We start from the raw sequence: 14,350 nt of genomic DNA, 5'->3' as shown, positions 1-14,350 counted from the left end.
ACGCTTCGGATCGCCCGGGGGCGATCCACGCCAGCGGTCCGATCAGCCGTAGACCGGGAAACGGCGGGTCAGTGCGGACACCTGCTCGCGAACCTTGGCGATGTTGGCTTCGTCGTGCGGGTTGTCCAGCACGTCGGCGATCAGGTTGGCCACCTGACGGGCTTCTTCTTCCTTGAAGCCGCGCGTGGTCATGGCCGGCGAGCCCAGGCGGATGCCCGAGGTCACGAACGGCTTTTCCGGATCGTTCGGGATGGCGTTCTTGTTCACCGTGATATGCGCGTCGCCCAGAATCTTCTCGGCTTCCTTGCCGGTGATCTGCTTGGCACGCAGGTCCACCAGCATCACGTGGCTTTCGGTCTTGCCCGACACGATGCGCAGGCCGCGCGCGATCAGGGTCTCGGCCAGCACGGCGGCATTCTTCACCACTTGCTGCTGGTATTCCTTGAACGCGGGCTGCAAGGCTTCCTTGAACGCCACGGCCTTGCCGGCGATCACGTGCATCAGCGGGCCGCCCTGGATACCCGGGAAGATGGCCGAGTTGATGGCCTTTTCGTGCTCGGCCTTCATCAGGATCACGCCACCGCGCGGGCCGCGCAGGCTCTTGTGGGTGGTGGTGGTGACGAAGTCGGCGTGCGGCACCGGGTTCGGGTACACACCGGCGGCGATCAGGCCGGCGTAGTGAGCCATGTCGACCATGAAGTAGGCGCCCACTGCCTTGGCAACCTTGGCGATGCGTTCGAAGTCGATGCGCAGGGAGAATGCCGAAGCGCCGGCGATGATCATCTTCGGCTTGGTTTCGTGCGCCTGCTTCTCCAGCGCGTCGTAGTCGATGTCTTCCTGGGCGTTCAGGCCGTAGCTCACGACGTTGAACCACTTGCCGCTCATGTTCAGCGCCATGCCGTGGGTCAGGTGGCCGCCTTCGGCCAGGCTCATGCCCATGATGGTGTCGCCCGGCTTGAGCATGGCGAAGAACACGCCCTGGTTGGCCTGCGAGCCCGAGTTCGGCTGCACGTTGGCGGCGTCGGCGCCAAACAGCTGCTTCACGCGGTCGATGGCCAGCTGTTCCACGACGTCGACGTACTCGCAGCCGCCGTAGTATCGCTTGCCGGGATAGCCCTCGGCATACTTGTTGGTCAGTTGCGAACCCTGGGCGGCCATCACGGCCGGCGAGGTGTAGTTTTCGGAGGCGATCAGCTCGATATGATCTTCCTGACGCTGGTTCTCCTTCTGGATAGCGGCGAAGACTTCGGGGTCGATCTGTTCGATCGTGAAACGGCTGCGTTCAAACATGGCGTGACTCGTCTGTAAAAAGGAAAGCGGACGGCAAAAACGATAGGAGCATCGGTTGCAGGTCGGCGCAATCGTATTAAAGCGGGAATTACTTCGCGGATAGGGCGCGCGGGAAGGCACTGGCGTCCAGCACCGGGCCGCGCAATGCGGCTGACCGGTACAGGGCGCACCCTGCTTCCCATTCGCTGCCCAGGCGAGCGGCAGGCGCATTTTTACTTCACGCCCAATGAACTTGCGCTTCCTCGTGGTAGTACCCACTGACTTCGCCAGTCGCGCAAGGTGGAATGGTTGCGGCAGAGTTTATGCGAACGCGCCGCGGGCCGCAACCCGGCAGCGGCCCGGCCCGGAGCGCGCGTCGCCTGCGCCGTCAAGGCCTTGTGGCGTATGGCTCGCAACTTGCTGTTGCAAACTCGCCTACGGGTTAACCAGTGCGCTCCGTTACAATGCGGCCCATGCCAAATTTCGTGTGGCCGCTGCGCGTGTATTGGGAAGACACCGACGCAGGCGGCGTGGTGTTTTACGCCAACTATCTCAAGTTTTTCGAACGGGCGCGGACCGAATGGCTGCGCTCGCTCGGCATTGAGCAGCAGACCCTTGCCGATACGTCCGGCGTGGTCTTCGTCGTACGCAGTACCGCTGTGGAATACAATGCGCCCGCCCGGCTGGACGACCAGCTGGAAATCCGTACGCATATCGAACGGGTTCGGCCGGCATCGGTCCAATTCGCCCAGGAAGCCTGGCGCGGGGACTTGCTGCTGGCCAGCGGTAACATCCGCGTGGGATGTGTCGATAAAGGCACTTTCCGTCCGGCCCCGATTCCTGCCCCTGTTCTCGCTACTATTAAAAACGCTCGATGAATCCGGTGACCGTCACACAAGACCTGTCGATCATTTCGCTGGTCCTTCACGCCAGCCTGCTGGCACAGGCCGTCATGGCGCTGCTGCTGGTGATGTCCCTGTTCTCGTGGACCTACATCTTCCGCAAGCACCTGGCGCTGCGCTCGGCGCGCACCCAGACCGAAGGCTTCGAGCGCGACTTCTGGGCCGGCGGTGACCTGCAGGCGCTCTATAACAGCGCCGTGAACAACCGCCACAACACCGGCGCGCTGGAACGCATCTTCGAATCGGGCATGGGCGAATTCCTCAAGGCCCGTGAACGCAGCAACGACGCCGGCGCCCTGCTGGACGCCGCCCGCCGCGCCATGCGCGCCGCCTATCAGCGCGAGATGGACGTGCTGGAATCGCACCTGCCGTTCCTGGCGTCGGTGGGTTCGGTGAGCCCGTACATCGGCCTCTTCGGTACGGTGTGGGGGATCATGAACGCATTCCGCGGCCTGTCGAATGTGCAGCAGGCAACACTTGCGTCGGTGGCGCCCGGTATCGCCGAGGCGCTGGTCGCCACCGCGATCGGCCTGTTCGCCGCCATCCCGGCCGTGATTGCCTACAACCGCTACGCCACGGAGATCGATCGCCTGGCCATCCGGTTCGAAAGCTTCATGGAAGAATTCCTGAACATCCTGCAGCGCCAGACGCGTTAAACAGACAGGGGAGCATCAGACATGGCAGCCATCCAGCGCCGCGGCGGTTCGCGCCGCCGGGCCAGCGCCGAGATCAACGTCGTGCCGTATATCGACGTGATGCTCGTGCTGCTCGTCATCTTCATGGTGGCGGCACCGATCGTGAGCCCCGCGGTGGTGGACCTGCCGTCGGTGGCCAACGCCACGCCGCAGCAGCAAACGCCGCCGATCGTCGTCACCGTGCATGAAGACGGCCAGCTGACCGCACGCGGCAAGGACAGCTCGGGCGGATCGTTCGAGCGCAAGCTCGACAAGCGCGGCCTGACCGATTTCGTGCGCCAGCGCCAGAACGAGAATCCGGACCAGCCGGTGGTGATTGCAGCCGCCAAGACGGTCAAGTATGAAGCCGTACTGGACGTCATGTCCGAGCTCAAGGCCGACGGCGTGAAGCGCGTCGGGCTGATGGTCAAGTCCAAGTAAGCATTATTGCGTCCCAAAGTGGCCAGCCTCTCGTCACGTCATCCGCAGCCAGGGCCTTCGCGCACGAAGGCCGCCGCCTATCCGTATCAGCCGGTCAAGGAACGCGGCACGATGCGGTCGTTCCTGCTCGCGCTGCTGATGCACCTGTTGCTCGGCATCGTGCTGTACTACGGCGTGCATTGGCAGAGCAGCACGCCGGTGGGCGCCGAGGCCGAACTTTGGGAAGAGGTTCCCGACGTCACACCCGCGCCGCCGCCGCGTCCGGTGGAGCAGCCGGTGCCGACGCCGCCGCAGCCGGCCGTGCGCAGCAAGGTTGAGGAAGCGGCAGACATCGCACTGGAGCAGAAGAAGCGCAAGCAGGCCGAGGAGGCCGCTGCACGCGAGGAAGCCGCCCGCCGCGAACGCGAGCGCAAGGAACAGGAACAGAAGGAAGCCCAGCGCAAGGAAGAGCAGCGCCAGCAGCAGCTCGACGCGCAGCGCAAGGAAGACGCGAAGAAGAAGGCTGACAAGGACAAGGCTGACAAGGCAGCGCAGGAAAAGGCCGCCGAAATCGCCCGGGAAAAGGAGAAGGAAAAGGCCGAGCAGCAGCGCCGGGAAGCCGACGCGAAGGCCAGGGCCGAAGCCGACAAGCAGGCCAAGGCCAAGGCGGATGCCGAGAAACAGGCGAAGGCCAAGGCGGATGCCGATGCCAAGGCCAAGCGCGATGCCGCGGCCAACGCGCAGCGCAAGAGCGAACTGGCGCGCCTGCAGGCGCTGGCAGGCGGTGGCAGCGCGTCGTCGAGTGGCGGCGGCGTTGGCAATGCGGCAGGCTCGGGCGCCGGTTCGGGCGGCAAGGCGTCGCCGGGCTATTCGGACCGGGTGCGCCGCCGCGTGAAGCCGAACATCATCTTCAGCGGCACCGTGGAAGGCAATCCGCCGGCCGTGGTGGCGGTCCGGCTGGCGCCGGACGGCTCGATCCTGTCCAAGCGGCTGGCCAAGTCCAGCGGCGACGCCGACTGGGATAATGCCGTGATGCGCGCCGTGGAGCGTTCGGACCCGCTGCCGACCGACGAGGGCGGCAAGGCCCCGTCGTTCGAATTCACGATCACGTTCCGCCCCAAGGACTGACCAGCCAGGGGTCGAGAGCGCCATGATTTGCAACATAATGCAACCTTCATCGTTGGCCGCCAGTCCCATCGCTACCATGAACGGTTGCCTGACGCGGCCGGCAGTGTGCAAGACGTACACGCACGGAGCATGCGCCAAGCTGCATGCCGTTCCTGTGCCCGACTTGCTGTGCCCGCCGTACCGATGAATCCCAAAATCGACTGAGGAGCAGCATGCGAAAGCTTTGGGTCCCTAACTGGCTGTCCCGGCGCCAGACCACCAAGATCACCCGCGACCAGGGCCGCCACGCGCTGATGGCCTGGCTGGCGGTGGCACTGATGTCGGCCGGCGCCGCGCACGCGCAACTGAACGTGGAAATCACCGGCGTGGGTTCGAACCAGTTCCCGGTGGCCACGGCCAACTTCCAGGGCGAAGGCCAGGGCGCGCAGAACCTGACCGCCGTCATCCGTTCCGATCTGACCAACAGCGGCCGTTTCCGCAATATCGATCCGGCCGGCGCCACCGTCGCCGAATCGGCCCAGGTGGACCTGGGCAGCTGGAAGGCCAAGGGCGCGGACGCGTTCGTGGCAGGCAGCGTGACCCCGTCCGGCAATGGCCAGTACGAGGTGCGTTTCCGCCTGTACGACACGGTCAAGGGCCAGAGCCTGGGCGGCCTGGCCTTCAATGTCAGCCAGAGCCAGCTGCGCGTGACTGCGCACAAGATCGCCGACTACATCTACGAGAAGCTGCTGGGCGAACGTGGCGTATTTGCCACGCGCCTGTCGTATGTGTCGAAGGTGGGCAACCGCTACCAGTTGCTGATTTCGGATTCGGATGGCCAGAACGCCCAGGTGGCGCTGTCCAGCAGCGAGCCGATCATCTCGCCGTCGTGGTCGCCCGATGGCCGCCGCGTGGCTTATGTCTCGTTCGAGGCAAAGAAGCCGGTGGTGTACGTGCATGACCTGGCCACGGGCAAGCGCACGCTGGTGTCGAACCAGAAGGGCAACAACAGCGCGCCGTCGTGGTCGCCCGACGGGCAGCGCCTGGCCGTGGCGCTCTCGCGCGATGGCAACACCCAGATCTACCTGGTCAACGCCGACGGCTCCGGCCTGCGCCGCATCTCGCGCAGCAGTGCGATCGACACCGAGCCGCAGTTCTCGCCGGACGGCCGCAGCATCTATTTCACCAGCGATCGCGGCGGTGCGCCGCAGATCTACCGTATGCCGGCCTCTGGCGAGGAATCCGGCGCAGCACAGCGCGTGACCTTCAAGGGCAACTACAACGTCAGTCCGCGCGTTTCGCCGGACGGCAAGTACCTGGCCTACATCTCGCGTTCGGGCGGCTTCCGCCTGCAGCTGCAGGACCTGTCCAACGGTGACGTGACTTCTCTCACGGATACGTCCAACGACGAGGCCCCGAGCTTCGCCGCCAATGGAAAATACATCCTGTATGCCACCCGCGTGGGCGGCCGCTCGGTACTGGCGGCAGTCTCCACGGACGGCCGAACGAAACAGGTTCTGTCACTCCAGTCCGGCGAGGTTCGCGAGCCGTCCTGGGGTCCTTTCATGCAGTAGAAAAAGAGGAGTCTCTCGCCATGTCCCAAATGATGACCAAATCGCTCGCCCTGGCTGCACTGCTGGCCCTGGGCGCCTGCAGCTCCGGCGTGAAGCTGGACGACGCATCGAAGTCGGGTGCCAACCAGGGCGGCGCCCAGACCGATCCGCGCGCCGTGGCGCCGGTGGTTGCGGCCGACCCGCTGAACGACCCGAACAGCCCGCTGGCCAAGCGTAGCGTGTATTTCGACTTCGACAGCTACTCGGTCAAGTCGGAATACCAGGGCACGCTGCAAACGCACGCGCAGTACCTCACGGCCAACAAGGGCCGCAAGATCCTGATCCAGGGCAACACCGACGAACGCGGCACCAGCGAGTACAACCTGGCCCTGGGCCAGAAGCGTGCCGAGGCCGTGCGCCGCTCGATGTCGTCGCTGGGCGTGCCCGAGTCGCAGATGGAAGCCGTGAGCCTGGGCAAGGAAAAGCCGAAGGCCACCGGCCACGACGAAGCCTCGTGGGCTGAAAACCGTCGCGCCGACATCGTCTACTGATCCACGGAATAATCCTTCATGAAAGCTCGCGTTTCCACCCTGCTGTGGCTGGCCGCTGTCTCCGGCGGTCTGCTGGCAGCCAGTTCCGCGCACGCCGGCGTCTTTGACGACGACGAAGCGCGCAAGGCGGTGCTGCAACTGCGGGACCAGTTCAACGGTTTCCAGGCAACGGCATCGCAGCGTATCGACCAGAACAGCCGCCAGCAGCTCGACATGCAGAACCAGCTGGAAGGTCTGCGTCAGGAAGTGGCCCGGCTGCGTGGTCAGAACGAGGTGTTGCAAAACACGGTGGACACGCTGCAGAAACAGCAGAAGGATTACTACGCGGACCTGGACGCGCGCCTGAAGAAGTTCGAGCCGCAACAGGTGACCGTCGATGGCAAGGAAGGGCTTGCACAGCCGACCGAAAAGCCCGAGTACGACGCCGCGCTGAAGCAGTTCCAGTCGGGCGATTTCAAGGGCGCGGGCAACGCGTTCTCGGCGTTTGCGAAGAAGTATCCGCAAAGCCCGTACTTGCCGCTGGCGCAGTTCTGGCTCGGCAATTCGCTCTACGCGCAGCGTGACTACAAGGGTTCGACTTTCGTGCTGCAGAACATGGTGCAACAGTTCCCGACGCATGCGAAGGTACCGGACGCCATGATCGCCATTGCCAACAACCAGATGGAATCGGGCCAGAAGGCAGCGGCCAGGAAGACGCTGGAGACGGTGGTGTCGAAGTATCCGGGTACCGAAGGCGCCCAGGCCGCCAGCAACCGGCTGAAGACGCTGAAGTGACCCACCGGGGTACGAAAGCCAGGAAAGAGCCCGCAACCTTGCGGGTTTTTTCTTTTTTGGGCCGGGGGAACCGCGCATGGTGCCGACGCATCGCCATGGCGCCCATCACCCCCGCCTGATCCTTTCCGGGGCGCCGGCGCGCTAAAATACGCGATTCGCCCAGCGCGGCGTATTTGACAGCGCGCTTGTTCCGCGCGCACCCCATCATGACCCAACGTGCAATCGTCCTGCTTTCCGGCGGCCTGGACTCCGCCACCGTGCTTGCCATGGCCAATGCGGCCGGCTTCGAAACCTATGCGTTGTCGATGCGATACGGCCAGCGCCATTCGTCCGAGCTGGATGCCGCGAAGAAGGTGGCCGCCGCGCTCGGCGCCAGGCGCCACGAGATCATCGACCTGGACCTGCGCCGCTTTGGCGGATCGGCCCTGACCGACGACACGCTCGACGTGCCCGTCGACGGCGCCACCGGCGGTATTCCGGTGACCTATGTGCCGGCACGCAATACGATCATGCTGTCGCTGGCGCTTGGCTGGGCCGAGGCCATCGGCGGTCGCGACCTGTTTTTTGGCGCCAATGCGGTGGACTACTCCGGCTATCCCGATTGCCGCCCAGAATACGTCTCGGCGTATGAAACGCTGGCCAACCTGGCCACCAAGGCCGGTGTCGAGGGTGACCGCTTCCGCGTGCACGCCCCGATCATCGACATGACCAAGGCCGAAATCATCCGTGCCGGCGTGAAGCTGGGCGTGGACTATGGTCTGACCGTGTCGTGCTACAAGGCCGATGACGAAGGTCGCGCCTGCGGGGTCTGCGATTCCTGCCGCATCCGCAAGGCCGGCTTCGAGCAGGCCGGCGTCGCCGATCCGACGCGTTACCAGCCGGCTGACTGAGCGCCGCAACAACCGGCCGGCCAGGACGAGAGGCGCCGCCCACGAGCGCCTCCGCCCAGAAAAAATCAGAAATCTACGAGCCCCCCAGTTACGACATGCCCGAAATCGACATCCCCGCGCTCACGCATACCGTACTGCTGAGTACCTTTGTGCTGACCTTCCTGTTTGGCGCCGTGCTGCAGCGCACGCACTTCTGCACGATGGGCGCCATCTCCGACATCGTCAACATCGGTGACTGGAGCCGTATGCGCATGTGGATCATGGCGATTGGCGTGGCGATGATCGGCACCGGCGTGCTGGCGTGGGCGGGGCTGATCGACCCGACCCGGACCATCTACACGTCGGCGCGGCTCGGCTGGCTGTCGGCGGCGGTGGGCGGGCTGATGTTTGGCTTCGGCATGGTGCTGGCGTCGGGCTGCGGCAGCAAGACGCTGGTGCGCATTGGCGCGGGCAACCTGAAATCGCTGGTAGTGTTCGTGTTCCTCGGCCTGTCGGCGTACATGACCTTGCGCGGCCTGTTCGGGGTCGTGCGGGTGAATACCGTCGATGCAGTGGGGGTGGCCCTGCCGTCCACGCAGGATCTGCCCTCGCTGGTGGCGCAGGCTACCGGCATGGCGCGCGGCACGCTGCAACTGGTGCTCGGCGTGGCGATCGGCGCGGTGCTGGTGCTCTGGGCGCTGGTCGGCAACGGCTTCCGGACGTTTGACAACCTGCTGGGTGGCCTGGCCGTCGGGCTGATCATCGTCGGCATGTGGTACGTGTCGGGCCACCTTGGCTATGTGTCCGAAGATCCGAATACGCTCGAAGAACTGTTCGTCGGCACCAACAGCGGTCGCATGGAAAGTCTGAGCTTCGTGGCGCCGTATGCGTACACGCTGGACTGGCTGATGATGTTCAGCGACAAGAGCAAGGTGCTGACCATCGGCATCGTCAGCGTCTTCGGCGTGATCGCGGGCGCGTGCGTCTATGCGCTGGTGTCGCGCACGTTCCGCTGGGAAGGCTTCGGCAATGCCGAGGACGTGGCCAACCACATGGTCGGCGGCATCCTGATGGGCGCGGGCGGCGTGACTGCGCTGGGCTGCACGATCGGGCAGGGGCTGTCCGGCGTATCGACGCTGGCCATCGGTTCGTTCATCGTGTTCGCGACCATCATCGTCGGCGCGATCCTGGCCTTCAAGTATCAGATGTGGCGTCTGGAGCGTATGGCATGAGTGGCGCTCGACGTGCCTGAAGCTTGACACCCCATAGGGTGCTCCCTATAATCGCGGATTCAGTTTTTCCGGGTCGTTAGCTCAGTCGGTAGAGCAGCGGACTTTTAATCCGTTGGTCGCGTGTTCGAGTCACGCACGACCCACCAGTATTCCCAGAAGGGCCTGTGGCGAAAGTCACGGGCCCTTTTGTTTTGCCTGCGATTTATCCACACTTGCCAGCGCGATCTTGTGTTCTATCCTTCGGTCCATGCGCAAACGCACGTAACAGATCAGGCAGCGTGCGCCGCCGCTGCCTAGAATGAATTCCCCGGTTCCCGAAAGGCCGATGCGCAGACACCATGCAGCGGATTGCAGGCCACCTGGCACTCTTCGTCGTCCTGACTTTGTGGGTTGCTCATGCGACGTGGGCTTCCGACATATCATGCCCGCACAGCTATCGACCCCGTTGTGATGTTTCCGCCCCGGCGGGCGCGTCCTGTGCGGAGCCCGTGCGGCAGCATGTGCGCGGTTCGCAGTTGATCTGCGACTACGCGATGCTGCACGAGACCTATGAAGGCATCTATGCCGACCAGCAGCGCAGGCGGTATGCCGGGACGTTGCGCAAAGGTGATCTCGACGCGTGGCGCAGGGCGCGTGACGCGTGCACGACGGTGCGGTGTCTCGACCAGCTGTTCGCGGATTGGCGCAGGGCGTCGCCCGGGGCGGCCTCGCGCGAAGCGGCGACACATAAGCCACCAGCGATGGCCGACAACCGGGCGATCAAGCGAACGCAGCCGCCATTGCCGGCGCCGGCACATCGCGTCCTGCCCGGCAGGGATGCGGAACTGTCGCCGGTGAGCGCCACGGACGACCTGCATCCTCCCGCTCCGGTGTTCGAATCCGTGCCGCTGTCGCTGCGCGAGTCGCTGCAGCCATTGCCGCCGGTCGCCCCACGCGCGCCGGGCCGGGCCAACAATGCGCCGGCGCCATTCGGATGGCTGGCGTGGCTGTCGTGGGTCGTGGTCCTCCTTGCAGCCGGTGGCGGCTATTATTGGCTCGTCGTGCGCAAGCAGGCCACGCGCTATCTGGACGCGGCCTTCGCATCGGCTTCGGCCGGGATGTCGTGGCTCAAGACGCTGCCGACGCTGGCCTTCATCCTCACCGGACTTGCGCTGTTGAACGGCGTTTTACTCGTCGTTTTGCTAGGTGGTTGGCCGATGCATATTCCCGGCATCAATTAACCAGTCTGAGTTAGAGACACCCCGTAACGCCTCATTGACAATGCAACCAGACAAGGCTGGCCACCCCAGGCCGGCCATGGTGCATTCATCGACAGGGCCGGGCCCATGGCCTGGCGCGGGAAGTCTCATATGCAGCAAGCTGGTGGCGGCGATAGCCTGCCGGCCAATGAGCACGTACTGCGTGTCGTCTGGCCGTTTGTCCCGGTGGTTCTGGCGCTGGCATTGTTCTGCATCGCCAGTGTGGACGTGTTGTCCGCCGCCCGGGGCTTCGTGGCCGGCGAGAGCCTCTGGAGCAAGGGCCAGAAGGCGGCGGTCTCTCACCTGCTGCGCTACGCCGAAAGCCGCGATCAGGCCGACTACGACGCCTATCTGGCCGGCATTGCCGTGCCGCAGGGCGACCACCTGGCGCGGCTCGAACTCGAAAAGCCCGACTACGACCGCACCCGCGCGGTGCAGGGACTCCTGACCGGCGGCAACCACCCCGACGATGTACCCGGCATGATCCGGTTGTTCCGGTATTTCCGGCATGTGCCGGAGATCGATGAGGCGATTTCGATCTGGGCGGCTGCCGACGCGGAGATCGCACGGCTCGATGTCATGGCGCGTCGGCTGCGCGAGCGCGCGAGCGAGCATGGCTGCGCGGCAGCCTGCGTCGCGCCGCTGCAACGCGATATTGCCGACGTCGATGCATTGCTGACGCCCATGGAGGAAGCCTTCTCGGCCGCACTGGGCAAGGCATCGCGGCGCGTGCGGGCGTTGCTGATGTGGGGGACGGCGGGTCTGGCGCTGGCGCTGCTCGGCTGCGCCACATGGATGTCTACCCGCGCGATGAGTCGGTACCGCCAGTTGCGGCAGGCGCTGGCAGTCAGCGAGGAACGGCTGCAACTGGCCGTGGCCGGCAGCACCGATGGCTTGTGGGACTGGCATCCCCATCGCGGCGAACTGTATTTCTCGCCACGCTGTGCCGAAATGCTCGGCTATGGCCCCCATGAACTGCCGCATGCGCGCGAGACCCTGCTGGCGCTGATGCACCCGGCCGACGTGGCCGAATTCGACCGGCGCCTGGTGGGGCATGTGCGCAAGGGCGCGCCGTACGACGTGGAACTGCGCCTGCGCCGCAAGAGCGGCGGCTATCTGTGGGTCAGGGCCAGGGGCCGCATGGTGCGCAGCGCCATCGGCAAGGCGACGCGCATGGCTGGGTCGCTCAGCGATATTTCCGACCGCAAGCGTTTCGAGGCACAGCTGTTCGCCGAAAAGGAGCGCGCGCAGGTCACGCTACAGGCAATCGGCGACGCGGTCATTACCACCGATGTCTGGGGGCGTATCCAGTCGCTGAACCCGGTGGCTGAGACCATGACCGGATGGACGGACGCCGAGGCCGCCGGCTGCTTCCTGCAACAGGTCTGCCGGCTGCATGACGAAGCCACCCGGGAGCCGGTTGCCGATCTGGTGCCGCGCGCGCTGGCGGGTAACTGGCCCGGCCAGATGGTGATGCTGCTCGAGCGCCGCGAGCCCGCCACGCAGGGGTTCACGCTGGCCGTCAAGCCATCGGTGGCGCTGATCCGGGACAAGGGCGAGCAGGCGATCGGCATCGTGGTCGTCCTGCATGATGTCAGTCTGGAGCGGGCCCACGCCGCGCAGCTGGCGTACGAGGCCAGCCACGATCCGCTGACTGGCCTGGTCAACCGGCTGGAATTCGAGCGGCGGCTCGGGGCGGCGGTGTCGCGCGCCCAGCATGAAGGCTGTACGCACACGCTGATGTATCTGGATCTCGACCAGTTCAAGGCCGTCAACGACACCTGCGGGCACGCGGCCGGAGACGAGCTGCTCTGCCAGATCGCCGAGGTCATGCGGCATCAGCTACGGCGCAGCGACACCCTGGCCCGGCTGGGAGGCGACGAATTTGCGGTGCTGCTGGAGTATTGCGCCGCCGCCGATGGCGAGCGCGTGGCCGAAGGGCTGCGCAATGCCATCGCGGCCTATCGGTATCGCTGCCACGATCATGAATTCTCGATCGGGGTCAGCATCGGCCTGGTACGGGTCGACGAACGCACGGCCAAGCGCGAGGATGCGCTCGACGCGGCCGACCTGGCCTGTTACCAGGCCAAGCGCGAGGGCCGCAATCGCGTGCAGGTTGGCTGATCCGGCTTGCCGGATCAGGGCTGGGCGGCCGGCGGCACCGCCGTGGGGGGCGACGGCACCAGCGGGTCGCGGAAGCCGGTATCGACCGGTACCGCTACCGCCCGCGCGGCCGACACCGCGTGCGCATGCACCTGCGGCTGGGCGCCGTGCCAAGTCTTGTAGGCCCAGTATCCGGCGCCGGCCAGCATGCCAAGCTTCGACACCTTCCAGGCCACGCGGCCGATCGGGGTCTTGCGCAGCAGCGGCAGGGCCAGTGTGATGGCCGTACTCAGCATCGGATAGTCGCGCGTCACGCCGAACAGCTTGAGCCAGCCAGACGGCCGTGTCATGCGCGGCAGCCACGCGCCCAGGCTGGTCATGCGGCGGGCGCCACCCTTGACCTGGCGCAGCGCCTGCACGGCGTCGTAGCGTTCCAGCGCGGCGCGCGTCACCAGCAACTCCTTGCGCACGGCCAGCGGCAGGCGAACTTCGCGCGTAAAGCGGACCGGACGGGGGTGCTCGTGGCGCGGGCGGCTGTCGATCGAATCGTCTTCGGGCGTGGTCATTGGCGCAGCATCTCCCGGTCCTTGTCCAGCTGGGCCAGCGTGGATTCAAACAGCGGCGGGGCGTGGCGGACCTTGTTGCGAGCCACCAGCAGGCAGACGCCGGCGCAGATCAGGTAGAACAGCACGATCGCGCCCAGGGCCTGCCAGCGATAGCTTTCCCAGAACAGGATGGCGACCAGCAGCGTGAAGGTCATCAGCGCCATGCTGAAGAACACCAGCCCGAACAAGGCCAGCAGCGCAACCTTCATCAGCCGTTCGCGTTCCTCGGCCAGTTCCACGCTGGCCAGCTCCAGGCGAGTCTGCAGCATCGACACCACGGAACCGACGAGGTTGCGAAGGGATTCGAGGAACTTGGGGGAATGGGATTCGCTCATGCGGCTCCGGCGAAAAAACGATGCGCCGGCATGGGCGGCATCTGCGAGGGATGGACCGGCAGCGGCATGATGGGGGCCGCGCCGGACCGTCTTCAAGACTGCATGCACCCGGCGCAGATGCGCAGCCGGGGCTGGTAATGCGTATTGCTACAGTACTACAGGGCTGCTTACTTGCGGTTCAGCAGCAGACCGATCAGCAGGCCCACGCCGGCTGCCACGCCCACGGCGCGCCACGGATGGTCATGCACATAGTCGTCGGTGGCACGGGCGGCCGCCTTGCTCTTGGTCACGACGGCATCCTGCAAGTCCTGGGCCTTTTCCTTGGCCTGCTTCAGCAGGCCCATGCCACGCTCGCGCAGTTCGGCGGCTTTCTCGCCGGTGGTCGAGGCCGCTTGCTTAAGCAGTTCTTCGGCGTCGGACAGAACGGTCTTGACATCGCTCATCAGTTTCTCCTGTTGCGGGCGGTTAGGTTCAAGTGGTGACATTTTGCCTTGCCCGCTCGGGCTTGTGGCATTTCTTGTCGTCCACCTAGCATATGTGGCGGCTGCCCATCGTTTCAAGCTCGCCGACACAATGCCGTATCACTGTCACCAAACGTGCCATCGGCCCCGGGGCAGGGTTGCCACAAGGAACCATGGCCCGATCACCCGGTCTTTATGACTTCGAGTGATTTTGTAGTGACTTTATATTCGTTTGGGTTGGATGGCAATCCAACTAA

General features: G+C 65.1%; 15 protein-coding genes, 1 tRNA gene and 1 riboswitch. Of the genes, 12 read left to right on the top strand and 4 right to left on the bottom strand.

Annotated elements, in window-relative coordinates; genetic code table 11:
- Window positions 1-42 precede the first annotated feature (42 nt).
- On the bottom strand, window positions 43-1,290 hold the full coding sequence (glyA, locus tag D9X30_RS28285) for a serine hydroxymethyltransferase (RefSeq protein WP_153945614.1): 1,248 nt from the start codon (window positions 1,288-1,290) through the stop codon (window positions 43-45).
- Window positions 1,291-1,470: 180 nt separating this feature from the next.
- Window positions 1,471-1,574, bottom strand: a riboswitch (ZMP/ZTP riboswitch).
- A gap of 168 nt (window positions 1,575-1,742) precedes the next feature.
- Here glyA and ybgC point away from each other — a divergent pair.
- From ybgC to D9X30_RS28225, 12 genes are all read left to right on the top strand, one after another.
- Window positions 1,743-2,147: a tol-pal system-associated acyl-CoA thioesterase gene (gene ybgC, locus D9X30_RS28280; RefSeq protein WP_153945613.1), complete on the top strand. Its 405-nt coding sequence runs from the start codon at window positions 1,743-1,745 to the stop codon at window positions 2,145-2,147.
- Entirely contained in the window at window positions 2,144-2,827 is a 684-nt protein-coding gene (gene tolQ / locus D9X30_RS28275) for a protein TolQ (protein WP_066731701.1), read from the top strand. The genes ybgC and tolQ overlap by 4 nt, the downstream gene beginning before the upstream one ends.
- A 21-nt stretch (window positions 2,828-2,848) precedes the next feature.
- Window positions 2,849-3,286, top strand: a complete 438-nt coding sequence (gene tolR / locus D9X30_RS28270) for a protein TolR (protein ID WP_153945612.1) — start codon at window positions 2,849-2,851, stop codon at window positions 3,284-3,286.
- 18 nt (window positions 3,287-3,304) lie between these two features.
- The gene (gene tolA / locus D9X30_RS28265) at window positions 3,305-4,393 is read left to right on the top strand and encodes a cell envelope integrity protein TolA (protein ID WP_249641111.1); all 1,089 of its coding nucleotides are present in this window, start codon (window positions 3,305-3,307) and stop codon (window positions 4,391-4,393) included.
- Window positions 4,394-4,605: 212 nt separating this feature from the next.
- Window positions 4,606-5,946, top strand: coding sequence for a Tol-Pal system beta propeller repeat protein TolB (gene tolB / locus D9X30_RS28260; RefSeq protein ID WP_153945610.1), 1,341 nt, complete (start codon window positions 4,606-4,608; stop codon window positions 5,944-5,946).
- Window positions 5,947-5,966: 20 nt separating this feature from the next.
- Window positions 5,967-6,476, top strand: coding sequence for a peptidoglycan-associated lipoprotein Pal (gene pal / locus D9X30_RS28255; protein ID WP_029051318.1), 510 nt, complete (start codon window positions 5,967-5,969; stop codon window positions 6,474-6,476).
- Between the two features lie 18 nt (window positions 6,477-6,494).
- On the top strand, window positions 6,495-7,250 hold the full coding sequence (gene ybgF, locus D9X30_RS28250; RefSeq protein ID WP_153945609.1) for a tol-pal system protein YbgF: 756 nt from the start codon (window positions 6,495-6,497) through the stop codon (window positions 7,248-7,250).
- A gap of 206 nt (window positions 7,251-7,456) precedes the next feature.
- Window positions 7,457-8,140 (top strand): 7-cyano-7-deazaguanine synthase QueC, encoded by a 684-nt coding sequence (gene queC, locus D9X30_RS28245; RefSeq protein WP_153945608.1) that lies wholly within the window; start codon window positions 7,457-7,459, stop codon window positions 8,138-8,140.
- Between the two features lie 95 nt (window positions 8,141-8,235).
- A complete protein-coding gene (locus tag D9X30_RS28240) occupies window positions 8,236-9,351 on the top strand; it encodes a YeeE/YedE family protein (protein ID WP_153945607.1) in 1,116 nt (371 codons plus the stop codon).
- A 70-nt stretch (window positions 9,352-9,421) separates the two neighbouring features.
- A tRNA-Lys gene (locus tag D9X30_RS28235) sits at window positions 9,422-9,497 on the top strand.
- A gap of 192 nt (window positions 9,498-9,689) precedes the next feature.
- On the top strand, window positions 9,690-10,571 hold the full coding sequence (locus D9X30_RS28230) for a hypothetical protein (protein WP_153945606.1): 882 nt from the start codon (window positions 9,690-9,692) through the stop codon (window positions 10,569-10,571).
- A 129-nt stretch (window positions 10,572-10,700) separates the two neighbouring features.
- Window positions 10,701-12,713, top strand: coding sequence for a diguanylate cyclase domain-containing protein (locus tag D9X30_RS28225; protein WP_153945605.1), 2,013 nt, complete (start codon window positions 10,701-10,703; stop codon window positions 12,711-12,713).
- 14 nt (window positions 12,714-12,727) lie between these two features.
- Here D9X30_RS28225 and D9X30_RS28220 read toward each other — a convergent pair whose 3' ends face one another.
- The 3 genes from D9X30_RS28220 to D9X30_RS28210 form a co-directional block, all read right to left on the bottom strand.
- Window positions 12,728-13,258: a DUF3318 domain-containing protein gene (locus tag D9X30_RS28220; protein WP_153945604.1), complete on the bottom strand. Its 531-nt coding sequence runs from the start codon at window positions 13,256-13,258 to the stop codon at window positions 12,728-12,730.
- Window positions 13,255-13,632 carry a phage holin family protein gene (locus tag D9X30_RS28215; protein WP_153945603.1) on the bottom strand — a complete coding sequence of 126 codons (378 nt, stop codon included), beginning with the start codon at window positions 13,630-13,632 and terminating at the stop codon, window positions 13,255-13,257. Before D9X30_RS28215 ends, D9X30_RS28220 begins: the two co-directional genes overlap by 4 nt.
- 167 nt (window positions 13,633-13,799) lie before the next feature.
- On the bottom strand, window positions 13,800-14,117 hold the full coding sequence (locus D9X30_RS28210) for an ElaB/YgaM/YqjD family protein (RefSeq protein WP_349632244.1): 318 nt from the start codon (window positions 14,115-14,117) through the stop codon (window positions 13,800-13,802).
- Window positions 14,118-14,350: the final 233 nt, after the last annotated feature.

This window comes from Cupriavidus sp. U2, from assembly GCF_009663685.2.
In the GTDB taxonomy this organism is placed as follows: Bacteria; Pseudomonadota; Gammaproteobacteria; order Burkholderiales; family Burkholderiaceae; genus Cupriavidus; species Cupriavidus necator_C.
The sequence above is the reverse complement of the archived record's forward strand: the minus strand, read 5'-3'. Positions and strand labels throughout refer to the sequence as shown.